Source organism: Lactobacillus sp. UMNPBX17 (assembly GCF_002553735.1).
GTDB classification, from domain to species: domain Bacteria; phylum Bacillota; class Bacilli; order Lactobacillales; family Lactobacillaceae; genus Lactobacillus; species Lactobacillus gallinarum.
This window is the reverse complement of the sequence record NZ_PCYT01000024.1, coordinates 1-25,262: the sequence shown is the minus strand read 5'-3', so window position 1 is coordinate 25,262 and position 25,262 is coordinate 1. Positions and strand designations below refer to the sequence as shown.

General features: G+C 37.8%; 21 protein-coding genes. 4 read left to right on the top strand and 17 right to left on the bottom strand.

What is annotated here, in order from left to right; all coding sequences use genetic code 11:
* Positions 1–402 precede the first annotated feature (402 nt).
* From serS to CP368_RS05360, 3 genes are all read right to left on the bottom strand, one after another.
* Complete coding sequence (serS, locus tag CP368_RS05370; protein WP_025006307.1) at positions 403–1,710, bottom strand: serine--tRNA ligase; 1,308 nt, start codon at positions 1,708–1,710, stop codon at positions 403–405.
* A 226-nt stretch (positions 1,711–1,936) separates the two neighbouring features.
* The gene (locus CP368_RS05365) at positions 1,937–2,488 is read right to left on the bottom strand and encodes a GNAT family N-acetyltransferase (RefSeq protein ID WP_025006306.1); all 552 of its coding nucleotides are present in this window, start codon (positions 2,486–2,488) and stop codon (positions 1,937–1,939) included.
* Positions 2,488–3,096, bottom strand: coding sequence for a TVP38/TMEM64 family protein (locus CP368_RS05360; protein ID WP_025006305.1), 609 nt, complete (start codon positions 3,094–3,096; stop codon positions 2,488–2,490). Before CP368_RS05360 ends, CP368_RS05365 begins: the two co-directional genes overlap by 1 nt.
* Positions 3,097–3,225: 129 nt before the next feature.
* Here CP368_RS05360 and CP368_RS05355 point away from each other — a divergent pair, with 129 nt between their 5' ends.
* The 3 genes from CP368_RS05355 to CP368_RS05345 all read left to right on the top strand — a co-directional run bounded on the left by CP368_RS05355 (position 3,226) and on the right by CP368_RS05345 (position 6,348).
* Positions 3,226–4,020, top strand: a complete 795-nt coding sequence (locus CP368_RS05355) for a S9 family peptidase (RefSeq protein WP_098044098.1) — start codon at positions 3,226–3,228, stop codon at positions 4,018–4,020.
* Positions 4,021–4,022: 2 nt separating this feature from the next.
* Complete coding sequence (locus tag CP368_RS05350) at positions 4,023–4,886, top strand: helix-turn-helix domain-containing protein (RefSeq protein ID WP_098044099.1); 864 nt, start codon at positions 4,023–4,025, stop codon at positions 4,884–4,886.
* Between the two features lie 79 nt (positions 4,887–4,965).
* Positions 4,966–6,348: an NAD-dependent succinate-semialdehyde dehydrogenase gene (locus CP368_RS05345; protein ID WP_098044097.1), complete on the top strand. Its 1,383-nt coding sequence runs from the start codon at positions 4,966–4,968 to the stop codon at positions 6,346–6,348.
* A gap of 151 nt (positions 6,349–6,499) precedes the next feature.
* Here the strand turns inward: CP368_RS05345 and CP368_RS05340 are convergent, their stop codons facing one another.
* From CP368_RS05340 to CP368_RS05275, 14 genes are all read right to left on the bottom strand, one after another.
* Positions 6,500–7,543 carry a zinc ribbon domain-containing protein gene (locus CP368_RS05340; RefSeq protein ID WP_098044096.1) on the bottom strand — a complete coding sequence of 348 codons (1,044 nt, stop codon included), beginning with the start codon at positions 7,541–7,543 and terminating at the stop codon, positions 6,500–6,502.
* 110 nt (positions 7,544–7,653) lie between these two features.
* Positions 7,654–11,364, bottom strand: coding sequence for an MMPL family transporter (locus CP368_RS05335; protein WP_098044095.1), 3,711 nt, complete (start codon positions 11,362–11,364; stop codon positions 7,654–7,656).
* Between the two features lie 4 nt (positions 11,365–11,368).
* Entirely contained in the window at positions 11,369–11,941 is a 573-nt protein-coding gene (locus CP368_RS05330; protein WP_098036662.1) for a TetR/AcrR family transcriptional regulator, read from the bottom strand.
* A gap of 135 nt (positions 11,942–12,076) precedes the next feature.
* The gene (locus CP368_RS05325) at positions 12,077–13,027 is read right to left on the bottom strand and encodes a serine hydrolase (RefSeq protein ID WP_098044094.1); all 951 of its coding nucleotides are present in this window, start codon (positions 13,025–13,027) and stop codon (positions 12,077–12,079) included.
* Positions 13,028–13,039: 12 nt separating this feature from the next.
* Positions 13,040–13,957: a magnesium transporter CorA family protein gene (locus tag CP368_RS05320; RefSeq protein ID WP_056945472.1), complete on the bottom strand. Its 918-nt coding sequence runs from the start codon at positions 13,955–13,957 to the stop codon at positions 13,040–13,042.
* 138 nt (positions 13,958–14,095) lie between these two features.
* Positions 14,096–15,400, bottom strand: coding sequence for an extracellular solute-binding protein (locus tag CP368_RS05315; RefSeq protein WP_087235742.1), 1,305 nt, complete (start codon positions 15,398–15,400; stop codon positions 14,096–14,098).
* A gap of 53 nt (positions 15,401–15,453) precedes the next feature.
* A complete protein-coding gene (locus CP368_RS05310) occupies positions 15,454–16,749 on the bottom strand; it encodes an MBL fold metallo-hydrolase (RefSeq protein WP_098045828.1) in 1,296 nt (431 codons plus the stop codon).
* Positions 16,733–17,557 (bottom strand): carbohydrate ABC transporter permease, encoded by an 825-nt coding sequence (locus CP368_RS05305; RefSeq protein WP_098045827.1) that lies wholly within the window; start codon positions 17,555–17,557, stop codon positions 16,733–16,735. Before CP368_RS05305 ends, CP368_RS05310 begins: the two co-directional genes overlap by 17 nt.
* A 3-nt stretch (positions 17,558–17,560) precedes the next feature.
* Positions 17,561–18,427 carry a carbohydrate ABC transporter permease gene (locus CP368_RS05300; RefSeq protein ID WP_025006297.1) on the bottom strand — a complete coding sequence of 289 codons (867 nt, stop codon included), beginning with the start codon at positions 18,425–18,427 and terminating at the stop codon, positions 17,561–17,563.
* On the bottom strand, positions 18,427–19,512 hold the full coding sequence (locus CP368_RS05295) for an ABC transporter ATP-binding protein (RefSeq protein WP_098044093.1): 1,086 nt from the start codon (positions 19,510–19,512) through the stop codon (positions 18,427–18,429). Before CP368_RS05295 ends, CP368_RS05300 begins: the two co-directional genes overlap by 1 nt.
* Before the next feature lie 281 nt (positions 19,513–19,793).
* Positions 19,794–21,221, bottom strand: a complete 1,428-nt coding sequence (locus tag CP368_RS05290; RefSeq protein ID WP_098045826.1) for a C69 family dipeptidase — start codon at positions 21,219–21,221, stop codon at positions 19,794–19,796.
* Positions 21,222–21,258: 37 nt separating this feature from the next.
* The gene (locus tag CP368_RS05285; protein ID WP_056945475.1) at positions 21,259–22,116 is read right to left on the bottom strand and encodes a DNA/RNA non-specific endonuclease; all 858 of its coding nucleotides are present in this window, start codon (positions 22,114–22,116) and stop codon (positions 21,259–21,261) included.
* A gap of 92 nt (positions 22,117–22,208) precedes the next feature.
* Positions 22,209–23,162: an exonuclease domain-containing protein gene (locus CP368_RS05280; RefSeq protein ID WP_025006294.1), complete on the bottom strand. Its 954-nt coding sequence runs from the start codon at positions 23,160–23,162 to the stop codon at positions 22,209–22,211.
* Positions 23,163–23,170: 8 nt separating this feature from the next.
* The gene (locus tag CP368_RS05275; protein ID WP_098044091.1) at positions 23,171–23,971 is read right to left on the bottom strand and encodes a Sir2 family NAD-dependent protein deacetylase; all 801 of its coding nucleotides are present in this window, start codon (positions 23,969–23,971) and stop codon (positions 23,171–23,173) included.
* A 438-nt stretch (positions 23,972–24,409) separates the two neighbouring features.
* Between CP368_RS05275 and CP368_RS05265 the strand changes: the two genes are divergently transcribed.
* Positions 24,410–25,262: transposase (locus CP368_RS05265; RefSeq protein ID WP_098045825.1), on the top strand; the 853-nt coding region annotated here is incomplete at its 3' end.

The following is a 25,262-nucleotide window of genomic DNA, read 5'->3' as shown; positions in this document are numbered from 1 at the left end:
ACCAGACGGCTTTTATATTTTATCAAATCTCAAATCCTTTGTCAAGAACTTTTTTTGATTTGTTTTTTTCATCATCAGGCGATTTCTTTATCACCCGACGACAGTTAAATATACTACACGGTCAATCCTTATTCGTCAAATCCTAGTTTTTGTTCGAATTAAACATGAAACGCTAGGTAACGTTGTAACAATTACTATTTATATTGTCTTTTTCAAATCTCATATATCTTGTTAATTTAATTACTTTTCAAATAAATAGTTCGTCTTTTGCTGTATTTTAGTCTTAAATTCATCAAAATTTTTTCAAAAAAATTTTGATTTTTTGCATTTTTGCTATTTCAGGGCGAACAAAAAGACCCAAGAACGCTAATTCTTAGGCCTTTTTCTAATTATTTTCTTCTACTAAATCAAACTTGATTCTTTAGTAATCTTCTTCATACCATTCATGTATGGTACAAGAACATCAGGAACAGTTACTGAGCCATCTTCATTTTGGTAGTTTTCCAAAATTGCAGCTACTGCTCTACCTACAGCTAAACCAGAACCGTTCAAAGTGTGTGCTAAGTGAAGCTTGCCATCTTCGTCACGGTAACGAATTTGTGCACGACGAGCTTGGAAGTCAGTACAGTTAGAACAACTTGAAATTTCACGATACTTGTCTTGTGCAGGCATCCAAACTTCAAGGTCGTAGGTCTTTGCACTAGTGAAACTTGCATCCCCAGTTGACAAAGCAACTACGTGGTATGGCAAGCCCAACTTTTGCAATAAGTGTTCGGCATTGTGAGTTAACTTTTCAAGTTCATCCCATGACTCATCAGGCTTACATACCTTAACCATTTCAACCTTGCGGAATTCGTGCATTCTGATTAAACCACGAGTATCACGACCAGCTGAACCTGCTTCACTTCTAAATGCTGGTGATAAAGCAGTTACGTTGATTGGCAACTTGTTTTCATGAATGATTTCATTTCTAAAATAGTTTACCAAAGGAACTTCAGCAGTTGGAATCAAAGTCAAATCACGTGGCTTATCTGGATCGTCGTTATCTACGATAGTGTAAACATCTTCGTGGAATTTAGGGAATTGACCTGTACCTTGCATTGATGCATCGTTAACAAGGTATGGTGGAATAACTTCGGTGTAGCCATCCTTAGTGTTTTCATCAAGGAAGAAATTAAAGACAGCACGTTCCAAAAGTGCACCTGCACCAATGTAGTAAACAAAACGTGCACCTGAAACTTTAGAAGCACGATCCCAGTCTAAAATACCAAGGTCAGTACCAATGTCCCAGTGAGCTTTTGGCTTGAAGTTGAACTTAGTTGGTTCATCCCACTTACGAACTTCTTCGTTGTAGCTATCATCAGGGCCGATTGGATCTGAATCTGCTGGGAAGTTAGGCAATCTAAGCAAAATGTAGTTTTGCTTTTCAGTTAATTCAGCAACTTCTTTATCTAAATCCTTGATTTCCTTACCTACTTCACGCATAGCTTGAATAGCATCACTTGCGTCTTCTTTGTTGCGCTTCTTTTCAGCAATTTGCTTAGAAACGTCATTACGCTTAGCCTTTAATTGTTCACTCTTGGTTAAATCCTTACGACGCTTAGCATCGATTTCTACCAATTCATCCAATTCTTCTGGCTTAATGCCACGTGTAGCTAACTTTTTCTTTGACCAATCGAGATTCTCACGAATCACCTTAATATCAAGCATTAAAAAACCTCCATAATGCAAAAAAAAGAGCCGACTCATCCCTTGCTTGGGACGAATCGGCTCTTACACAGCTTCGCGGTACCACCCATCTTCAGTCTAATATAGACTGCACCTCTTAATAGACGGATAACGACGCCAAACCGTGCAACTATTAATTGCCCATCTTAACGAAATCTGGAAACGACATCCATTCACTCGCACCAACCGTGAACTCTCTGAAGCAGTCTTAGGATTTCATGTTTGCGTCTATTTTAAGCCATTCTGCTTGTTTGAGCAAATAATATTTTTCTTGATACGAAAAAAGTGTACTAATCTGCGAATAATCTACGGTATAAACATACTGAAATCCTAGTTTTTCCAACAGTTTCTGCGACTTTTCATTATTTACAAAAGTGCCTGCCCAAATTTCTTTTTGTCGTTTCTTTTTAAAAGCATAATTTAAAATTAAACGCAGCGCTTCCGTCATATAACCATGGCCTTCAAAAGCCTGATCTAGCAAAAAGCCAACTTCTTTTGTTTTTAATAAGCCGCTTTGTTCATCTAAACCACGTTCATATAATTCAATCAAGCCAATCGTCTGATCATTTTGACGCAGACAAATAATATAGCTCTCTGGACGGGCCATATACTGCTCTACGCCCCGCTGGGCTTCTTCTATATTTTGATAATTCTCAAAGGCAGCCAGATTATGATAGCGGGCATTTCTGCCCCACTTCAATAATTGTTCTGCATCTTTTTCTTCAAATCTTCTTAAATATATTCTCTTTGATTCCAGCATTATTTACCCATCAACTTCAGCAGCCATTCGGCACCATACTGCAAGCCAAAGCTATAAGCAATAATTGTCCACGGCTTGCCTAAAACAATTATCCAAAAATAAGTCCAGAACTTCATTTTAGTTAAGCCCGCAAGCAAACAAAGCACATCATCAGGCGCAGCAGGTGCAACAATACAGATGGCAAAGAACCAATTAAACTTCTTCTGATTTTCAGTCCACTTCATATATTTGTCTAACGTTTTTTCCGACACAATATGCAAAATGAATGGACGACCATAGTGCCGTGCCAAAAAGAAGTTAATAATCGAGCCAATACAAATTCCGACATAATTATAGATAAAACCGGCAATTGGTCCAAAAAAGACTACTCCGCCTAGTAGCGACACACCACCTGGAATAATAGGAATTACCACCTGAACAATCTGGATCAATACGAAAATAATCGGTCCCACAATTTGTTTATTGGCTAAATAAGCACGCATCTTATCTTGATCAGTAAATATCCCTAATCGATACCAATAGATGACCAACAGAATAATTACTAATCCACAAACCACTGTAGCAATATTAATTAATTTTCGACTCGCCTTAGCTGACAAATGATGCATCTTTTTCGCCTTCTTTCAGAACTTTAATACACTAATTCTATCAAAAAACTAAAAAAGCCTTTATTAACTTATCTGCTTTTTAATTAATATATAATATTCTTGATATTACAAATGAAAGGAACACAAATCATGGTTGTCATTAAAAATAATATTATTTATGACGAGAATAAAAAATTAGGAGCTGATATCTACTACCCAAATGATACAACTTCTGAGACTAAAATTTTAATCTTTTGGCATGGTGGCGGCTGGTTCCGCGGAGATAAAAAAGACGTTAAAAAGATCGGCATTAATTTAGCTAATGCAGGGTTCATGACTTTTATTCCTAACTATAGCTTAGCTCCAGCTGCTCATTTCCCAGCTGCTCATGATGATGCACTTCATTTTGTCAATTGGCTATTAGACTCTGATTACACTGATAATGATGATATCAAAAATATAGTCCAGATCGGTGCTAGCGTCGGCGGGACAATGGCATTATACGTAGCTGGTAAGTATGGCTTTCCAACTGTAACTTGGTCTGCTCCTGTTGAATACACTAATTGGATTAAAAACCATCAGGAGGTTAAACCTTCACCACAAGCAAAAGAAGATTTTGGTATCACTGATCCTACTCAAATTAGAGCCTCCTTTTACAAATACTTCACTTTAACTTATACCGGCTCAGATAAATCTGATATTTTACAAAAGCTTGATGCTCAATCATATGATTTTTCTAATTTAAATAAATTAATGATGATTAACTCTGCAGATGAACTGACGCCATTATCCACTACGCTAGATTTTATTAAATTCTTAGCTAAGCAAAATCATGGCGTCCAATTATTGGTTATTCCAGGACATGGTCATGCCATGGATTATAGTCAGGATTACATTGATGAATCCCTCGACTTTTTGTATCAAACAATTAAGAGACAAAAATAATGATAATCGATATTAAAAAATTCATTCAAATACGCAAAGCACAGAAACTATCACAAACTGATCTTTGTCATGGCATCTGTACGCAATCAACTTTAAGTAAATTTGAAAATAATGGGCAAGTACCTTCCCTAAAAATTCTCAATCAGTTATGCGATCGTCTGCACATTGAAGTTGGCTACATTATTAACCGTAGTGATGAGCAGCGAATCACGCAGCTATTATTTGATGCAGATTTTGCATTTATTAACTTTGACTACACTAAAATTTTGAACTTATTGTCCGAAGTTAGTGAAGATACGCTTAAACGTAAAGAAGATCAGGTACACTATCAATTTTTACGGGGACAATATGCTCTGAAAAGTGATCGCAACGAAATAAGTGCCTTGTTCTATTTCAATAATATTCTGACAACTAAAGATTTACCTAAAAACGATATCTATCACTTGCTCGCACTCAATGGTTGTAGTCAGATTTATGCAAAACAAGGTGAAATGCAAAAAGCAGAGCATTATTACAGCCAAGTACTCAAAAATATAAAAAGCGTTGAAATCAACAATCCACTGACCACTTTGCATGCCCTTGCCATTTTATGCGATGCCAGTGAATTCTATGGTCAACGCGAAATGTACAAAGAATCTAATTCACTTTTGCGTTATGCCTACAAGATCGGAACTGAAAAACACGTAATTTTTTACATGGCAAGAATTCTTTTGCAACAAGGTGTCAATGATATAGCCCAAAATAAAAATAAAGAAATCATTAGCCAGCACTTGTATGATGCCTGTGCTTTTGCCCGTATCAATCGTAATAATATCACGCTAAACAAGGCTCGAAAGCTAATTAAAAATTTAGACGATGTAAAATAGCTGAGTTTTTAATGTAAACGTTTTATAATAAAAACAGAGCTTATGCGGATAAACTTTTAATTGAACGGGAGAAAATAAAATGTCTAAATATCAATCAATTAATCCATACACTAACGAAGAATTTGCTAGCTATGATAACCCTACTGCTGAGCAAGTAGAAGAAGCTATTAATCTAGCACATACTTTATACAAAAAATGGCGTCATGAAGACCCAAGTGAACGTGCTAAGTTTTTACATAAAATTGCTGATGCTTTTCGCGAGCATGAAGACGAATTAGCTAAGATGATGACCCTGGAAATGGGGAAAGTGCTGCGTGAATCAAAAGAAGAAGTCGAGTTATGTGCTTCTATTTGTGATTATTATGCCGATAACGCTGCTGCAATGCTTGAGCCTACTCCGATTAAAAGTGATTTAAGAAATGCATATTATCTAAAACAAGCTACTGGTGTAATCATGGCGTGTGAGCCATGGAACTTCCCAGTATATCAAGTTGTACGTATATTTGCTCCTAACTTCGTTGTGGGTAATCCAGTTTTACTTAAGCATGCTCATAATGTTCCAAGCTCAGCTGCGTTAATTGCTAAAATTATTAAAAGAGCTGGTGCACCAGAAGGAAGTTTGATTAATCTCTTTCTTAGCTATGATCAATTGGCAAATATTATTGCTGATCCACGCATTCAAGGTGTTGCCTTAACTGGTTCAGAGCGCGGCGGTAGTGCTGTAGCTGAAGAAGCTGGCAAGAACTTAAAGAAGTCTACAATGGAATTAGGCGGTAATGATGCCTTTATCGTACTAGATGATGCTGATCCAAAATTATTACGCAATGTTTTAAGGGATGCTAGAACTTATAATGGCGGTCAAGTATGTACTTCATCTAAGAGAATTATCGTTGAAAAATCCCGTTATGATGAAGTTCTAGACGACTTAAAGAGTATCTTCTCTGAATTAAAAGCTGGCGATCCACTTGATGATAGTACAACCCTGCCACCATTAAACTCACAAAGAACTAAGACCAAATTAGAAAAGCAGGTTCAATCAGCAATCGATGGCGGTGCTAAAGTCTTTTACCAATACCCAGAAATTGATGCTAAAGGTTCATTCTTTAGACCGATGATTTTAACTAATATTGATAAAAACAACCCTATCTTTGATCAAGAATTATTTGGCCCTGTTGCAGAGATCTATGTAGTTGAAGATGATGATGAAGCTATTGAATTAGCTAATGATTCAAGTTATGGCTTAGGCTCATCAGTTATTAGTAGTGATATTGAACGCGCTAAAAAAGTTGCTGCCCAAATTGAAGCTGGAATGACTGTCATTAATGGACGTTGGATTACTGCTGCTGAATTACCATTTGGCGGGGTTAAGAAGTCTGGATATGGCCGTGAATTAAGTGATTTAGGCATTATGGCTTTTGTTAACGAACATTTAGTAATCGATGTTACTAAGAGTAATGAATAGTTCAAACTAAAAAAGAAGCATTTTTGCTTCTTTTTATCTCATCTTTTTCTTGTTTAATCCTAAGCCCAAGATTCCAGATATGCCGGCAATAGCTAAACCCAAAAAAGTGTCTGAAAATATACAATATTGGTATATTTCAGACACTTTTTTCTTACTGTTTAGTTTTTTCTTTTTTATCGATTAAGTTATATCCTGATAAAGCTGTAGTTAAAAAACTGGATAAAATCAAGAAATATGTAGATGCTCCAAGTGATACAGCATATGTAATCAGCTGACTGGTTAATTGACTCATGACACCAGTTGCTGCACGAGTCGAACTAGATAATTTGTAAATCAAATAGATTAAAAAGATGGTTTCAATCAATGACAAAGAAAAGGCTAAAATTTGGCTTGAGCGCGTATTTTTTAATACATTGTAAATAACAAAAATTGGAAACAGGAATAAAAACAGCCAAACTAAATAAAGCACAATTGAATAAATAGAAGATGATCCTGAAGATAAGAGTCTTCCAGCCAAGCTAAAAATCACATTAGAAATTGACATTCTCTGAGTATAGCCAACAGCTGAAACAGCTGCACCAGAATCAGTGAAAAGAACAATCAAACTAATCAAGGCAGTTAGAATAACTGATAATTGGACATAGTTGTAACGATTTCGACTATGATTTTTTATTTTATGCACTTGGTTTTCAATGCGGGGATGTTTTTGCGTAAAGCTAGTGTTTTTGGCTTTTATTTTATCCTCATGTTCATCAACCCGGTTGAAAAGATTAGACCCAACCTGATTTATCTTCTCAGTTAATCTTTTATCAACTGTATAACGTTCAATCTTTTCCTGACGATCACAAACTATATAAAGCCAAATCATTAAGACTAAAAAACTAATCCAGCCGGTTGCTCTTGAAAAACTCATCAAAATTAACAGAAATACACCCAATAGAAAAACTATAGTTGCATTTTTTCTAACCCATGCGATCATCCGTTGAACAGTGGTATTTTGCTTTTCAGGATAAAACTCTGCCCGATATGCGGCACGGCTGATAATTTGTTGTCCCTCATCGTCAGATTCATATTTAGTCTTAATATGTTGATCTGTAAAAAAGTTATCACGGTACTTCTTTAAATTAAAACCACAATTTGGACAAATATTATCCTTTTCATTAATTGCTTGACCGCAATTTGGACACGTAGTCATATTAAATCCTCTCTTTTTAATCTTATTTATTTAATTATATCATGCATATAAAGCTAAATAGATAAAAATAGACCCTACATAACTGTAGAGTCTAGATTATAAATCAAGTATTATTTAGCGCTTTTACGCTTTTTAAATATGCTATTAAAGTCAATTCCCTCATAAGTTAACTTGACTCCAGCTGACAATGTAATTGGTAAGATAAATACCAAGATTAACAAACCAACATCAACAGTTAAAGCAACTTCGATCAAGGTTGGAATACCTGATGGGATCAAGGCTGCAAAAGTACCACCCAAGATAATTGCGGCTGATACAACAACAGTACCGATAATAGCACATGCCTTCAAGATTCTTGAACTTGGAGTTGTGTAGCCCTCAGTCTCAAGTTCACGATAACGAGTCATGAGGAAGATACTGTAGTCAACACCTAAGGCAATCAACATGATAAAGCTGAAGAATGGTGTGTTCCATGAAAGCATGCTTCTGCCAAGAACTGCCTTAACAATCCATTGGTTGATTGAAAGTGAGCAAAGGTATGCGATAAGCAAAGTACCAAGAATGTAAATTGGTTGAAGAAGTGAGTGAGTTACAAACATTAAGGCAATGCCGATACCGATTAACATGATTGCGGCAGTTCTAAGGAAGTCGCCACTAGCAACTGTCTTAGTATCCTTAATCTTTGAACTTTGACCACCCATAGCAACAGTAGCATTCTTAAGAGCAGTACCTTGGAAAGTCTTCTTAGCCATTGCGCTCAATTCTTGTGATTCGTTAGTAGCTTCAGTTGCACTTGGGTTTGAGTTGAAGACAACGATAATTTGAGCTGACTTCTTGTCAGGGCTGAGGTATACATCCATTGACTTCTTGAACATTTCATTCTTCAAGAATTCCTTTGGAATGTAGAAGGTATCTGCTGCAGCGGATGAGCCTAAGCCCTTCAAGTAAGTTTCACCTTGACCTAAACCACTGTTTACAGTGTCAATACCAGTAGTAAGTTCTGGAACCTTAGCAGCTAACTTGCCAGCACCAATGCTGAGTTGGCCGGCACCACTGTTAAGTTGACCGATACCTGAGATAAGAGCTGGAGCTTGGCTTGCTAATTGACCAACACCTGAGTTAAGTTGACCTGCACCATTAGCAAGAGTACCAAGACCAGTGTTAAGAGTACCTGCACCGTTGGCAAGAGTACCTAAGCCTGATTGAAGTTGACCTGCACCACTGTTAAGTTGGCCAACTCCAGCGTTAAGACGACCTGCACCACTTGCAAGACTGCCAAGACCAGTACTCAAGCGACCTGCACCACTGTTAAGAGCAGCAGCACCTGAGTTAAGCTTGTTTGCACCGGCAACACCTGCACTAGCAGCTGATTGAACTTGACTTAAGCCTGAGCTTAATTGGTTCAAAGCAGTTGCGGCACCTGGAAGTGCTTGGTTTGAAGCTTGAGCTAAAGTATTCACTTGAGTCTTCAAACTTTGAAGTTGGGTCATCAAATCACTTTGTTGCATTGCAGCCATCGAGCCTTGCAAACCTTGAGCTGCTTGAGTTGCATTTTGCATAGCTGACTTTAACTTATCAGTATTAGCACCAGCTTGAGCCTTTTGAACAACTGATTGTACCGCTTGGGTTGCAGCTGCAGTTGCTGCTTGCTGAGCAGCTTGCTTTTGATCACTTGGAACGTCTTTCACAGCTGATTGAACTGCAGCACTAATTGCTAATTGAACATCTGCTTGACTTACAGATGAACCGACACTACCAGCAGCACTTTGCAACTCCTTCAAGCTGCTTTCTAATTGAGCAGCTTGTTTTTGTACAGCAGCTAAACCACTAGTTGCAGATGAAACGTCAACAGAATTGCCTAAAGCAGCATTCAATTGTTGAATACCGCTGTTAATTTGTGGCAAAGCAGTTTGCAATGCAGCAAGTTGTTGCTTGTTTGATCCACTCAATTGGTTAGAAAGTTGTGTACTCAATTGTTGCAATTGGTTAGCCATTTGTTGGGTACCATTTTGCAAGGTCTTGGTACCAGCTTGTAAACTGTTAGCACCATTTTGCAACTTGTTAGCACCGCTTTGTAAGCTGCTTGCACCACTTTGAAGTGCGTGAGTACCACTAGCCAAACGACCTGCACCAGTTTCAAGACGAGTAGCACCACTAACTAATTGATTTGAACCGTTTTGTAAACGAACGGCACCACTCTGTAATTGTTGAGCACCGTTTTGCAAACGACTAGTACCACCAACTAATTGTTGTGCACCACTTTGAAGACGACTAGTACCATCTTGAAGTTGATCTGCACCATCCTTCAAGCTGTTGGCACCATTAGCCACCTTGTTAGAACCTTTACTTAATTTACCCAAACCAGAACGAGCTTGATCAACACCGTCGTTAACAGTGTTCAATTGATTGTTTACATAAAGCATATCAATTGGTTCACCATATGGTTGAGTTACAGATGTCGCAAATGAAACATCTTTTGAGTTTTGAAGTTGCTTGGTCAATTGATCAATTAACTTCAAGTTTTCTTCATTATCTAAACGATGCTTACTCTTAATGTACAAGTATGATGGTTCAGCCATACCTTCTGAGAAGTGTTTTTGAACTACCAATAAACCTTGCTTAGATGGAACTGAATCCGCAATTTCATCAGTATCATCGTAATTCAAGTGTCCTGAGTACATTAACATGAATGGAACTACAACTACAGCCAATACAATTAAGTAAATAATTGGATGCTTTAATGTTGAAGCAGAAATTCCATGCCAAAGTTTATCATCGCTTTCACCAGTGAATTTCTTAACTGGCCAGAACATTTTCTTACCAAGAACTGCCATGAAGAATGGGTTGAGTGTTAAAAGCACTACCAAAAGTACTGCAACACCAACCGCTACACCTACGGCTGATTGGTAAACTGAGAACTTAGCTAAACTTAATGCGGTAAATCCGATTAAAATTGATGAACCAGAATACAGGATAGTCTTACCAGCTTTGAAAAGCGCATCATGTAAGGCTTTGTACTTGTCCATCCCTTTCCCTAGATTCTCCTTAAATTTATCATACAGCAAGATGTTGTAGTCGGTACCAATACCAAAGAGGACGATAACCATGAACACTTGTGTAAAGTTTGAGAATGGGAAATTAGCATGTTCAACTAAGTTTGTAACGATTGAGAAGGAAGTAAGGAATGATACCCCAACTGTCAATAATGAAATTAGCGGAACAATTGGTGACTTAAAGACAATTACCAAAACAATGAAAATAAATACAACGGTAATAGCTTCAGTCTTCTTAATTCCTTGCTGGATTGAAGCAGAGAAGTCATGTTGCAAAATATCAGCACCAGTTACATAAGTGCGAAGACCTTGCGTCTTGGCATCCCTGTTCATTTGATTGTAAACTTCCTCAATCGTGCCATGACTCTTAGCGATATTAAACTGCGCTACCCAAGTCGTGTCATCTTTTGATTGAAGCTTCTTTCTCGTAGCAATATTGGAATCTGGAAGAAGTGAATCCTTAATTCCATACTTGTACTTATCATTCGTAAACTTGTCAAGCGTATTGTTGATGGCCGCTTTATCAGCCTCCGTTAGCTTGCCGTGTTTCTTGTTAAAAACAAGTGCTACTTCATAGGTGTTCTTCTTTTTTGCACCCCAATTGTTTTTGATAGATTGTGCCACATTGCTTTGTACATTGCTTGGAAGTGTAATGTCCGAGTGGGCATTAGTCAGTTCCTTGATATTAGGCAAAGCAAAAATGGAGATTATCAATATCAAAACCCATGCAATTAAAGAAAAAACATGGTTTTTCAGAAATTTCTGCACTTTCCTATTTCCTTCCTATTTGTAATTCAGGTACTGGTTCTACAAGTCGCAGAATCATCTCATGATAATTACGATTAGATTCATCCTTTGTTTCATCAACAAATGAAGAAGAATTATCCAAAAAAACGTAACCCAATACAGCGCCAATTAAAGCATGGAACGAAATGGCACTTTCTTTTCTAAAATTAAGCCTCTCGCCCAATTTGATCAGATCCAAAATCTCTTGGCTAATTGCCGCATCCTTGGGATATTCATTCAAGTGATACAAAATGCTTGATAAAGCCTGGTCACTCAATAAAAAATCCCGCACCGTATCAGCAAACTTAAGCAATGCATCCCTGCCAGACAAGCCAATCAAGTCATCCATTAATTGATGCCGCAAAATTTTAATCTCCCTTGCACCAACTAAAGATAATAATTGCTTGCGACCAGATACATAATGATATAGCGACTGCGAGCGCACATTTAATGCCTTTGCCAAAGCTGGTAAAGTTGTAGCACTCAACCCCTTTTCACTAATCAACTTAGTTGCTTGATCAATTATTTTATCCAAATCAAGATTTCTCTTTTGTGCCATAACGTCCCTCCTTTTCCTAGCATACTAGATAATATATCACTACAATTTGAAGATTACAATCTACAATGTGTAAATAAATGCTTTTTCTAATAAAAAAATAATGAAGCCCTTTTCAAGCTTCATTATCTTTATTTCTTATTTATGTTTTTTATCAAACCAGGTGTTAACATTCTTTTCTAACTTATTAAAATTCTTATTGTTGCTGCTCCAAACAGCTATACAGTAATTTCCTCTGCCTTGAACAATTGCCGTAGCAAAATCATTATCACCTGTAGCATAGACACCACCAGTGATGCCTTTAACCATCTTGATTCGCTCTTTTGACTTAGCTAAAGCACTCAAGACCCTGCTGGCATATTGTCGATTCAAGACCCGTCCTTGATAAAGACCAATCATGGTTTTAGCTAAATCATTAGCAGTAGTTTTACCATAATTATCGCCATCAAAGTTCTTGGCAATAGTAGTCTGATCAGCTCCCATTCTTTTAGCAACTGATTCAATATTTTTAATGCCAATTTTTCTTATCAAAGCATTGGAAGCCGTCTTATTATTCTTCAACATAGCTTCACGCAAGTAGGCAAGGCCATAAGCCATATTAACTTGGAACATGCCATCGCCCTTAGCTTTATCTGCCTTTTTAATTTTAACAGCAGTTTTAGATCCCATCTTACCCTTTTGCTCTTGTTCATAAAGTGCAATCAACAAGAACAATTTCATGACATCTTTAGCGTCATGGGCTTTGGCAGTATTAGATACAACGGCATAGCGACTAGAATTATTCAAATCTTGCACGGCAACTTGATAACTATCATCAAGTCCCATCACATTCTTAATCAACTTAACCAGTTGTTTATTACTACCGCTTTTAGCCTTAATATGATTCGAGTATTCAATCGAATTAACTTTAGGTTCTTTAACCTTTTTTACTTTTGGCTCTTTAGTTTTCTTTTTGCTTTTCTTAACTTTGCTAGTTGTCGGTCCCACGATCTTCAATTGTGCATTTTCAACTCGTCGCATGTTGCTCGTATACAAGATGAATGCCAACAGAGTAGAAATAATCGAACCTACCAATATTTTATGTTTCATAAGATTTCCTCTTTAAAAGAAGTGATGCTTTTTCATCAAAACGACCAGCCAAACCATTAAGACGACCATCAAGACAATAATTAAAATCCAGTCAAACGAATTCTTTAAAATAGGTAAACTAACATTCATTCCGTAGAACCCTGTCAAAATAGTTGGAATCGTTAATACCAGTGACCAGACCGTCAAAAATTTCATGGTATCGTTCAAGTTATTGTTCATCATGTTATTTGAGGTAGCCGACAGCGTCTTGGTGACTTGTTGTGAAATCTGAACCATTTCTGCGGACTGGCTTGACTCAATGAGAACGTCATCAAGTCTTTCACGCGCATCCTTAGTAAAGTCTAATTTGCTATGGTCCAAACTGTGAAGCATCATCAGATCTGTTTGAATTGAACTGGATAAATAAACTAAACTTTTTTCAATATTAGATAATTCAACCAGATCTTTATTATTAATATCATCAGATAATTTCTGATCCAGACTATTACGCTCAACATCCAATTGAGTCACAGCACGCTGGAAATATTGTGATGAATAAAGGAAGAAGAGCATTAACAGCTCTGTTACATCTTTAGCCTCCGAAAGCCGTTCACGCATGTGTTCATCATTGAATTCATCAAAAACATAGCTAGTTGATTCCGTATGGAAAGTAAAGACATTTTCACCAACAACTAAGAAAGTGATTGGGTGTGAAGTGAAATGTTTAATTGTATTAGTTGGCCAAATAGGTACATCATAAACTAACAGGTGACTATGCGTATGCACATCATAGTCATAGTGAGGACGTTCGTGACGGTCGGAAATATAAGAAATAATATCCGGGGTAAAATTGAAGTCTCTTTGCAATTTCTCACTATCTTCTTCACTTAAGTTGTTGATGTCGTACCACTTATATTTTGTTGGTACGGGAAAATTTTGTTGTCTAATCAACCAGCTCACCTCTACTTTTTATTCGCTTCTTAAATGTTAACATTTTTTCTAAGCACATAGGAACTGCAAACTTATTATTTCCATCAAAAAAAGCAGACCCAGCACGGTCTGCTTTAAAAAATTATTTGCTATTTAGTTTTATTGCTTCCAAGCAGCATCAAACTTTTGCTTACCAGCGTTAATTTGGCTGTTAACATTTTGACCCTTTTGTGCTGCGGACAAAATGTTTTGCATAATGCTGTTCAATTGTTGGTATGCAGCGTTTGAGTTCTTTGAAACAGGAACACTATACAAGTGCTTCATTGAGTCTTCAAGTTTAGCAGGAAGCTTGGTGCTCTTGTTGTTCTTGTATTCGCTTGAAGTTACAACGCTTTCGTTAACTGGAATGTAACCAGTAGCATTAGCCCACTTAAGTTGACTTGACTTAGATACCAAGAACTTAATGTACTTAAATGCGGCTGCCTTTTGATCAGCAGTTGCGTGGTTGAACATGTAAATGTCAGTACCTTGTTGCATAGTGTACTTGCCAGGACGAGGAGCAACGTCGTAAGTAAACTTGTTGCCTACACCTTGCTTAACGAAACCTTCACCTGCTGAAGTACCGATGAACATAGCAACCTTTTCGTTAGCAAATGGACCTGAAAGGTAGTGTTCTGAACCAGCTACTCTGAAGTAACCCTTCTTGATACCATCTGCGTAGTAGTTAATAACTTTCTTTGAAGCAGCACCACTGAAGTTAACCTTGTCTGAGAAGTTAACGCCTTCGTTCTTCAAGCCAAGAGTGTAGTAGTTTGAAAGTGAGTCAAAACCAGCACCTACAACCTTGTGGTTACTCTTCTTGTAAATAGTTTCTGACACTTGCTTAAGTTCGTCCATAGTGGTTGGAACTTTCTTAATGCCATACTTCTTGAACATGTCAGCGTTGTAAGTCAAGGTTTCGATTGACTTGTTAAACGGAATACCATATTGGGTACCCTTGATCTTAGCACCGTCAAGAAGTTCGGTTCTAATACCGGATGCCTTAGCACTACCCCAACCAACATTCTTGTTGTTGATGTATGGAGTCATGTTTACAAGCATCTTGTTTTGTGCAGCATTCCAAAGCCAGCCTGGATATGCTTGGGTGATAGTTGGCAAGTTATTTGGTGATTGCAAAGTTGAGTTAATCTTAGCTTGCAAATCATTGTAATCACCTTGGTTTTCCAACTTAACATTAATCTTTGGGTTCTTCTTTTCGAATTCGTTAGTCAATTGCTTCAAAGTAGAACCTTGTACACCAGGCATAGCGTTCCAAAAGACAACTGTAGTCTTCTTAGTAATCTTTGATGGAATCTTTTCTGATGAACTTGATGAAGAGTTGCTACCGCCATTTGAACAAGCGGCAGTTCCTACTAAGGCTAAAGCAGCAACGGCAGCCATAGCAAGTTTCTTACTAAACTTCATTTGGATAAATCCTCCTAAAAAATAAAACTAAACAACAATAATCTTTAATTTTACTAAAGCGTTACTGTTTGACCACGTTTAGGTAAAATACGTTCTCCAAATGGATTCTCTTCCAGCTCCGGATGCAATGTGTGCACCGGTACCAAAATAGCTGGCTGAATCCCACCAATTATTTCTTTGAGTTCTTTTTCATCGGCGTGGCCTGAGCAACGCAATGCAATGAACTCAATTTTATTTTTAGCGAATTGCTCTACAAATGGCTTGTAGGCAGGGTCAAAGTCACCCAATGGCTCGGCATTTGAGTGGATGTAAAGGCCGCCCACTTGAAGCTTATCATAATCGCTTACAGCTTGCCACAAGTATTTATGATTATCCGCCAAAAGCTCGTCATAGCTGACTTCAAGCTCTGGATTCAAATCAGAATACTTCTTGTCTTCTGGCAAGTAGTAATATGGATAATCTTCGTTAAGACTGTCCTTAATCAAATGCGCACGCTTAGCATGCAAAACCACCTTACGTGGAGAATCAGAAACAATTCTAAGCAAACGCTCCACGTTAGTTGGGTAAGTGTTAAAGGTGATTTGGCGATCAGGGTTGGCGTTTTGCAAGCGCACGATTTTTTCAGTTAACTCCACTTCGTTCTTAGGACCAGTGAATTCTTCGCTGCTTTCATCGTGCTTTTCTTCTGGCCAAGAAACGCCAGTACCCTCAATGATCAACATATCGCTAGCTTTGGCCGCTTGCATGAAGGCACGAACCCAATCTGGGTGGTAGCCATGCAAACGAATATCACCAGTGTAGGCGATTTGCTTGTCCGGTGTCTTAACTAGTAAGCCGGTTGCACCGTAAGCATCGTGGTCACTAGGATATATTTCCAAGGTAATATCTCCCACCTTGATCGGCTTCTTATACTCAGCCGCAATGATTGGACGAGTGTAGTTCTTCTCGTGTCCAGCGGCTGGTAAAAGAAAGTCGCCATTTTCATTCAAAGCAGGAAGTAAATGAGCAGTAATTGGACCTGCATAAAGTGAAATTTCAGGTGCAAGCAAGTTTAGGGCCTTGCTGTGGTCCAAGTGTAAGTGTGAAATGTAAGCTGCAGAGTGTTCCCAGCGTTCAGTATCGATTGGCTTGCCCGTAATTTTTGGATCGTAAAAATTAGGCACATCCCCAATCAACTGATTTTTAATCAAAGTTTGGTAACTTTCATCTGGCAGCTTTAACTCAGGACGATATACTTCGCCTAAGTCAAACAGAACGTGTGACTTGTTATAAGCCACTTCGATCATTGGTCCACCAATTGTGGTTAAACCGTTATAAAAGGTAACGGTTGTTTTATCCTTTAAGGTCATTACGTACTACTCCTCGAATAATTTGCTTTCTAAAGATGAAGTATAAGATCAAGATTGGCAAAACGGTTAATGTAGCAGCTGCTAATTGCAATTGCGTTTCACTACCTGCATCTGAAGCAAATGAAGTTAAACCGTTGTTCAACAGTCTCATGCTGTCTTCATTGGTTACCAATAATGGCCATAGGAATGAATTCCAACCTGAAATGAAGCTCAAAAGCGCTACAGTAAACAAACCACCTTTAGACATTGGTACCAAAATTCTCCAGATGTATTCCCAGTCGCTAGCCCCGTCAATCATCGCAGCCTTGTAGATGGTTTGTGAAATTGAGCCGAAGTAGCTTTGTAAGTAGTACATGTAGAAAATTGAAGTCAAGAATGGTAATACCAAACCGATGTAGGTGTTAAGTAAGCCCATTCTGGCAATGGTGTTGTAGTTAGTGAAGATGATTGCTTCACCTGGCACCATCAAGAGTGACAAAAGAACGACTTGTACAACGCCCTTACCCTTGAACTTCAAGTTAACCATGGCAAAAGCACCAAGAAGTGCGTTAAGCAAACTTATGATAGTCGTTACACTAGCCGTAATAAAGGTGTTTAAAAAGTAACGAGCAAATGGTGCTTGGGCAAAGACCTTAGCATAGTTTGACCATTCAAAGTGCTTAGGAATTAATGTTGGCGGAATCGTTGTCGTTTCTCTAAAACTCATTAGTCCGCCCAAAATCATGTAAACAAATGGAAAGACAGTAATAATCGCAAAGATTGCTAAAACGATGTAAGCAACTAAAGCACCCCAACGAATCTTCTTCATTTTTTACCGTCCCCCAATCTTTTTCATCATCTTACGTTGTAAGAAGGTTACGAACATAATGATGAGGAATAAAATTACCGTTGCGGCCATCGCTACACCTGGCGTACCTACAATTTGGAATTTGTTATAAATGTAGAACACTGCCGTTGTAGCTGAGTTTCCGACACCTGCTTGTCCGTTGAACAATGCATATACGGAAGTATAAATCTTGAATGCCGCAATAATGTTCATCGTCAATAAGAAGGCGATCGTTGGTACAAGTTGTGGCATAGTAATACGCCAGAACCTTTCGGTACCGGTTGCGCCGTACATATCGGCAATAGTGTAGTAGTTTGGATCAATGTTACGAAGAGCACCCATCAAGATAACGATGTTAAAGGCAAGTGATGTCCAAACACCAAAGATAATGATGGTTGTCAGTGACATTGATGGATCATCAATCCAGTTAGGAGCTGGCAAATGAAGTGCTCTTAACAGGAAGTTAAGCATCCCGTATTCACCATTAAAGATGTAACGGAACACGATACCAATCGCAATGGTTGAAGTAACGTAAGGCATAAAGAAAGTCGTTTCAAAGAATGACTTGTGCTTTACCTTACTGAAAATAAACCATGCGAGCATGATTGAAATAGCTAATGCTACAGGCACCGAAATTAGCGCATAAAGAATAGTGTTTCTAATTGCGCGCCAAAATTCGGGATCACTAAAGATGTATTGATAGTTGCTAAAGCCAGTCCAGTTCAAATTGATTAATGGACCGCTTTGGAAACTCATTACAAATGCCCGTAAAATTGGGTAAATACTAAAGAAAGTAACAAAAATGATTGTTGGCGCTAAAAAAAGCCAAGCCTTCTTTTGATTGCTCCTCATTAGTAGACACGCTCTCCTTCCTTAGTAAAGAGGAATACGCGATCAAGGCGCATCTTTAAGTTAACGTTGTCTCCCCTCTTAATTTGGGTTTCAAGGTCAACAAGTGAACGAGCTTGAACGCCATCATGAGTAAATTTCAAAATACGTTCACGGCCGATCAATTCAACGTCGTCGATCTTAGCTGAAACATGGCCAGTTTTGGCTGGCAAAATATTTTCAGGGCGAACAGATAATGTGTATTCGCCATCAGTCAAGTCACGCTTGAAGCGACTTTTATCTAAATCATCTACATTAATTTCAAAGTCTGAGCCGGTAATCTTGCCGTCTTTTACATTAACCTTGAAGTTATCGATTACTGGGTTACCAACGAAGTTAGCAACGAAGTAGTTATTTGGTTCAAGGTAGAAGTTTTGACCCATATCGTCTTGTTGGATCACACCATTGTTGAAGAGGATGATTTTATCACCAATGGATAAGGCTTCTTCTTGGTCGTGGGTAACAAATAAAGTAGTGATGCCCACTTTCTTAACCAAGTTACGGATTTCTTCACGAATCTTCAAACGAAGACGTGCATCAAGGTTACTCAATGGTTCGTCCATGAGCAAAATCTTAGGTTGTTGCACCAAGGCACGAGCAATTGCGACACGCTGTTGTTGACCACCTGACAAGTTACCTGGCTTTTGGTTGGCAAGTTCAGTGATTTGCGTGGTTTCCATGTACTTTTCTGCAATCTCCTTAGCCTTGTCTTTAGGCATCTTTTGCTTGCCCACAGTTAAAGGAAACATAACATTTTGAAGGACTGTCATGTGTGGGTATAAAGCGTAGTTCTGGAAAACGTAGCCGATTTGACGATCTTTAGGAGCTACGTTTACGACAGACTTGCTATCAAAGAGAATATCGCCGCTGGTTGGGTTAAGTAAACCAGCAAGCATGTTCAAAATGGTTGTCTTACCACAACCTGAAGGGCCAAGCAAACAAACAAGGTCGCCTTTCTTAACTGAGAAGCTAACGTCCTTGATTGCTTCGTGACCATTGTCGTAAACCTTTTTAAGGTTCTTTACTTCAACAAATTTATCATCATTCATAAGTTTCACACACCACTATATATTGATTTAAGTTTATAAATTTCTCTATTAATTCTAAGCTAAAAGGGCAAAAAGCACAAATGATTCAGTTAAAAAATTCGTGGTTTCTCAGTGTTGATGAAATAAATTTCTCTCAGTATTCGGATTTTGTTCGTATTCGAGCCTTTGTGTTATAATATTTTATCTTTTTGTTCGGGTTTACTAAATATTGTGGTACATACCAAAAAATAGATCATGAAATTAATTTCCATGACCTATTATTTCTAAATTATTTTATTTTTTTATAAATTATCTCCGCGTTCAAATTGGTACTTAGAACTGTTCAAAGCTTGTCTTACCAATTTGCTCATTAATTCCTTGGTCTTCTTAGTAATTACGCCGGCAGTAACATCGTTGGCGTTAGTCAAGTACTTGATCAATTCGGCGCCATCGAGATCCTTTGCCTTTTCATCAATTTCATCGATGCGGCCGATACCGTAGCTTTGGCAATCGTCACGGTAGGCATTTACTTGATAAATGTATTGGTGGTAACGTGGTTCAACGATTACTTGCAAAGTCTTGTAAAGCCAGTAAGCACTGCTGTCTGGATCAACCATGTGATCAGCAACCTTGTAGTTAAGTGGCGTATCTTCGATGTTGGTGTAGAAAGGAACGTATGGTGAGTATGCGTAAAAGCCCATGTTGATCCATTGAATAGCGGCCATCTTAGCTGGAACATCGTTTCTGATTTGCAAGATGCTTGATTCTTGGTTTCTGTCTAATGCGATTGAACGGAACATCTTTTGTTCTTTTTCAGTGCCGGATGAGAAAGTATCCATTGGATCATATGGGGTGCCGTTGTAGTGACTAGTCAAAAATCTTTGCACGTCTTCAACGCCAATCTTCTTTTCAGGAACGCGAGCAAATGGCATTTCTTGGCTAGTTGGATCTTGTTCAATACTTGGGTTAAACAACTTTTGACCGTACCAAGTTCTTGGGGTGTTGTAGAAAGCATCAGCTTCATCCTTAGTACCAAAGATGTCTCTGAATGAAAAACTACCATCAGTGCTATTGTTCAAATGATTCTTTTCAACGAATTCTTGAATACCTTCGCTGTACATGAAGTTGTCTGGATCATTAAAGTCAACGTTTTGGATCACCATAATGTTAGGACAAATTGCGTATGAATCATCAGGAACACGAGCTGCTACCCATTGGTGACCTGCACCAGTTTCAAGGTACCAAACTTCTTTGTTGTCTGAAAATGCGATACCGTTGCTTTCACCAGTACCATACTTTTCAATTAAACGACCTAAACGCTTAACACCTTCACGAGCAGTCTTAACGAATGGCAAAGTGATGTAAACCATTGAGTCTTCGTTAATACCATCTTCAACAAGCGGGTCGTGGCCTAAGCAACGTGCATTAGTTGCTTCAGTTTCGGTAGCTGACATGGCAACGTTATATTCGTTAATACCTTGTTCATCCCAACGACCTTCTGAACCGTCCGCAGTTGGAGCAGCAGTCCACTTGCAGCCATCACCTTCAAGATGCATCTTAAAGCCGTTGTATTTTGAAACGTAGTCTTCATCATAGTGGCGTGCTTTGTTGACAACAAAAAGCTTTTCATTGATGCCGCCGTAACCATCTTCGTCACGAGCAATCATAGTTGAGCCATCAATTGAAGCATCTTTACCAACAAGCATCGCGGTACAGTTATCTTTTTTCATGCATGTACTTCCTTTTTTAATCTATATTCAAATTTTGCTATTCATTAACCTGAATTTGTTGATTAACTTTAGCCCTGCCATTATTATAGTTGAATTCATAGCCAGGTTGCACGTTATAAAGATAAACATTGAAATTTAATGAGCCATCAGTAGAAACAGCTTGTAGATTTACCCCTCGTGCCATTAGTTCATTGCCCCTAAAAATTGCGGTTGCCTGGTAAATTACCCGCTTATTTTGACGTAATGCTTTACGCACCTTTGCTTCAAAAATTGTCTGAATTTTTTGATTAGAAAAAGCAGACTGAGTAAACAAATTCTTAGGGTTATTCTGATCACCTGACTGATTACGCGGATTGTAATTACCATCTTGATCAATACCAGCTGAAACAGAATAAGCAATTAAGTGGCCGCGATTATAAATTTGTGTGCCATTTCTACGATTATAGTGCCAGCCAGTGGGCTCTACAAATTGCCGTACTCTCAAACTATCATTAGCCACATTGCGCTTTTCTAAAAATGCAGTGTTAGGACGAGAGGTCCGGTTAAGTGAATCAAGATTAGAATAAATTACACGATTAACCTTCCATGAATTTTTCACTAAAGTTGAGCGGTTGTGATTCACTACAGTAAAAGCTTTATCTCCGCTCTTAAAATTCAAATTAGCTAACTTTTTATAATCAACATCAGACAATCCGCCATAAGCCTTATTCGCTTTAGAAGCATCCCCAATCGTGTTGGTTACATGCTGTTCATCATGATTACCGGTAAAATCTTTCAAAAATTGACTACCACTTGGATCGCCGCCAGCTTTAGTAAAAAGTCCCCATGCGATTGCTATCAGAACAATAACTGATGACAGAACTGTCCCCTGTTTTTTACGTTTTCTTCTTGCCATAAAAATCCTCCATTTATTAAGAAATAATACTAATTCAAACATCAGTTTGCAATAGAACAAAAGAAAAAAGCCATCTTTTTTCAAGATAGCTTTTAACTACGAGCCCAATCATCAAGCATTGATAAAAAGAAACTCTCTGATAAACGCTTAATCTTAGCCCCATCTTTAATCAATAAACGCGCTCTATTCAAGTCATCATTATCTTTTCTAAAGAAATCATGATCACCCATAATCAAATAATTCGTAGTATTTTCTACATTTTGATCAAGTTGACCACCCATATTGTTAATCATTTTTTCCGCATCGTGCTGATACATGTGTAAATTACCAGATAAAACAATATTTTTATCTTGAACAGGATTACGGAACCCAAGTTGGTAACAATCAACTTCATCCCCAGTTAAATCGACATTCTTAATTTTGCCAATTGCCTGCTCTAATAAATCCTCCGTAAAATGCTGATTAAAGTCGTTATACACCTTAATTGTATCAAGAGAATCTGCCAAGCCGTGGTGCTGTTCTACTTGAGCAATTCCCGCACGCTGCATGCAGTCAATCAAACGATTATGCTGGCGCGGATAATATACTCTTGCTAGGCGAAGCACATCGACATAATCATTATTTAAAACTGGCAAGTTGTACTTTTGACTAAGATCATATAAGAAGTTCAAGTCAAAGTTAACATTATAACCAATAATGATGTCATCACTGATAAACTCACGAAATTCCTTAATTGCCTGTTCTGCAGGAATTCCTTCATTAACTAACTGTTCTTCAGTAATTCCGTTTAATTTAGTAATAAAAGCAGGAACTTTATTATTTTTAGAGAATTTTACTAAATTAGTGTATTGATCAACAATTTGACCATTTCTCACTTTTACCCCACCCAGTTCGGTAATCCGATCACGGAAAGGACTAAGACCAGTTGTTTCAATATCAAGCATTGTGTAATTAGACAAAAAGTCTGGTTTTTCTTGTCCCTTTTGCCGGAGTTTATCTTGTGCACCATCTACATGCAAAACCCCGTTTTTTACGTAAATACTCATCGTTCACCCTATTTAGTTAAATTCATCAACATATCACGCGAGCTAGTTGCAAAGCCTGCTGATCTCTTCTTCAAATCATCTGGCATGTCTTCATCAGCCAAATCAGCTGCTACATACTTCCAATTTGGAAATTGTTCTACCAATTTAACCATTGGATCAAGAAGCTGTGGACTAGTCTCATCGACGCCAAGCTCTAAAACTACAACTTTCTTGTCTTCATTACCAGTTAAAAACCAACGAAAACGAGTATTAGCATCTGTATCAGGGAAGAAGTTAGCATTAAGCGGCATGTGCAACTCCATTGGACTGTTGCAATCTTCACATTTTGGCACTTCACCTTCACCCACTAAAAATTTTTTGACTACTTCACGATCATCTTTTTGTCCATGGTTAATACCACTAGAACATTGCATTCTGGTCCAATCGCCAAAGACATTGAAAATGTGATTCTCATTAAAACCAGCATTTTCAAAAAAGTGAGCAAAAGTACTAGTTGCAATAAAGTATTCCTTATCTTGCAAAAGTTTCTTTAAAGCTTGCATCGTTTCACCAGGTTCGTATTGAAGAGAATATTCATTCACCAATTCACTCCAAAAACCCCATTGTTCACTCCAAGATTCGAATTTCTTATCAAGGGCATCCCCAATTGTATGCACATCGTATTTGTCGGCAATTTTGCCAAACTGGTCATCGAAGTTTTCTTCACTTAAGATGTCCAATCCTTCTTCTTTAGCCATGCCATTACCTGCAGTAACGATCACTGCATCCGCATCTTTAATCCATTCTTTTACCTTAGTAAAATCTGCCATCTTTATCTCTTTTCTTATTTAGAATAACCGGTCAAACGTAATTGTCCATCGATGTATTCACCTAAGAACACATCATTGATTCCATTATAACCTGCAGCTTGTACTTCTTGCTCAAGCCATGCTTTTCATCCTGATTTTCTTATTCTTCAACTTTTTTGTTTAATTCTACCATAATAAACATTCTAAGCTAAATAGTGAATTAGTTATCCGACGGGATAATTGATTCACTATTTTTATTCTCTTGTAGAATTTAAGTAGTAGTAAAACTATATGTCATCGGAGCTTTAGACACTTGATGTCGCATAATAAACTGGCAGTTTTGCTTGAGTTTTCAGGAGTCTCTTCGAAGAATGTGGACACTTAAATGTCGAGTTTAGAAAATTAGATCTGATTTCTTGAGTAAATACGTTTTACTACTAAGTTTTGGAGGTTTTTATTATGCAAGTTACTTTTGGAATTGATGTAAGCAAGTCTACTTCTACTGTTTGTGAACTAATTGGTGAAAGCAAAAATGAACTAACCATTACTAATAATCGTCCTGGTTTTATTCAATTGCTTCATGAATTAACCGCTTTTTCTAAACATCCACAAATTATTTTTGAAGCTACCGGTGTTTATTCACGCAGACTGCAGGCTTTTCTTGAAGACTACGGCTATGAATATGTTGTTCTTAATCCGCTTAAAGCCAAAAAAGAGATGAATATGGGGCTACGTCATAATAAGACTGATAAAACTGATGCTTATCATTTAGCTTTAATTCAAAGACTTTATCGCCATCCGGTTAATCAAAGCGAATCCCAAACTTATAAGCAGCTTAATGCTTTGAGCCGCTTCTATGACCAGCTGACAAGTGACTTGGTAATAGCTAAAAATCGACTTCACCAAGCTCTACAATCAACCTTTCCCGAAATTGAAAACTTATTTTCTATTGCTAGAGGTAAGAATTATTGGCAAATAGTTGCTCGTTATCCTCATTGTGATTTAGTAAGAAAAGATGATAAAAAGCAAATTATTAACTGGTTGATGAAATTGAAAGGCATCGCTTTTAATCATGCACAAAAGACAACAGATAAACTAATTGAATTAGCTCATTTAGCTTATCCAGTTGTTTCTTGTTCTGACATAGAAGTCCAGCAAGCACAATATTATGCCCGAAGACTGCTTAATCTAAGCAATCAACGTCAACGTATAATTACCAAAATGGTTAAACTCGCCAAAACTTTGCCTAATCATGACTTAGAAAACCTAGAAAGCATTCCAGGCTTTGCACAGACCACTGCAGTCAGAGTTT

Excerpts from the sequence above, each read along its gene's own strand:
- CP368_RS05315 (WP_087235742.1), bottom strand. The coding sequence starts at position 15,400 with ATGAAGTTTAGTAAGAAACTTGCTATGGCTGCCGTTGCTGCTTTAGCC.
- CP368_RS05280 (WP_025006294.1), bottom strand. The coding sequence starts at position 23,162 with ATGAGTATTTACGTAAAAAACGGGGTTTTGCATGTAGATGGTGCACAA.
- CP368_RS05345 (WP_098044097.1), top strand. The coding sequence starts at position 4,966 with ATGTCTAAATATCAATCAATTAATCCATACACTAACGAAGAATTTGCT.
- CP368_RS05290 (WP_098045826.1), bottom strand. The coding sequence starts at position 21,221 with ATGAAAAAAGATAACTGTACCGCGATGCTTGTTGGTAAAGATGCTTCA.
- CP368_RS05365 (WP_025006306.1), bottom strand. The coding sequence starts at position 2,488 with ATGCTGGAATCAAAGAGAATATATTTAAGAAGATTTGAAGAAAAAGAT.
- CP368_RS05310 (WP_098045828.1), bottom strand. The coding sequence starts at position 16,749 with ATGACCTTAAAGGATAAAACAACCGTTACCTTTTATAACGGTTTAACC.
- CP368_RS05285 (WP_056945475.1), bottom strand. The coding sequence starts at position 22,116 with ATGGCAAGAAGAAAACGTAAAAAACAGGGGACAGTTCTGTCATCAGTT.
- CP368_RS05360 (WP_025006305.1), bottom strand. The coding sequence starts at position 3,096 with ATGCATCATTTGTCAGCTAAGGCGAGTCGAAAATTAATTAATATTGCT.
- CP368_RS05275 (WP_098044091.1), bottom strand. The coding sequence starts at position 23,971 with ATGGCAGATTTTACTAAGGTAAAAGAATGGATTAAAGATGCGGATGCA.
- CP368_RS05295 (WP_098044093.1), bottom strand. The coding sequence starts at position 19,512 with ATGAATGATGATAAATTTGTTGAAGTAAAGAACCTTAAAAAGGTTTAC.
- CP368_RS05355 (WP_098044098.1), top strand. The coding sequence starts at position 3,226 with ATGGTTGTCATTAAAAATAATATTATTTATGACGAGAATAAAAAATTA.
- CP368_RS05305 (WP_098045827.1), bottom strand. The coding sequence starts at position 17,557 with ATGAAGAAGATTCGTTGGGGTGCTTTAGTTGCTTACATCGTTTTAGCA.
- serS (WP_025006307.1), bottom strand. The coding sequence starts at position 1,710 with ATGCTTGATATTAAGGTGATTCGTGAGAATCTCGATTGGTCAAAGAAA.
- CP368_RS05300 (WP_025006297.1), bottom strand. The coding sequence starts at position 18,427 with ATGAGGAGCAATCAAAAGAAGGCTTGGCTTTTTTTAGCGCCAACAATC.
- CP368_RS05340 (WP_098044096.1), bottom strand. The coding sequence starts at position 7,543 with ATGACTACGTGTCCAAATTGCGGTCAAGCAATTAATGAAAAGGATAAT.
- CP368_RS05325 (WP_098044094.1), bottom strand. The coding sequence starts at position 13,027 with ATGAAACATAAAATATTGGTAGGTTCGATTATTTCTACTCTGTTGGCA.
- CP368_RS05330 (WP_098036662.1), bottom strand. The coding sequence starts at position 11,941 with ATGGCACAAAAGAGAAATCTTGATTTGGATAAAATAATTGATCAAGCA.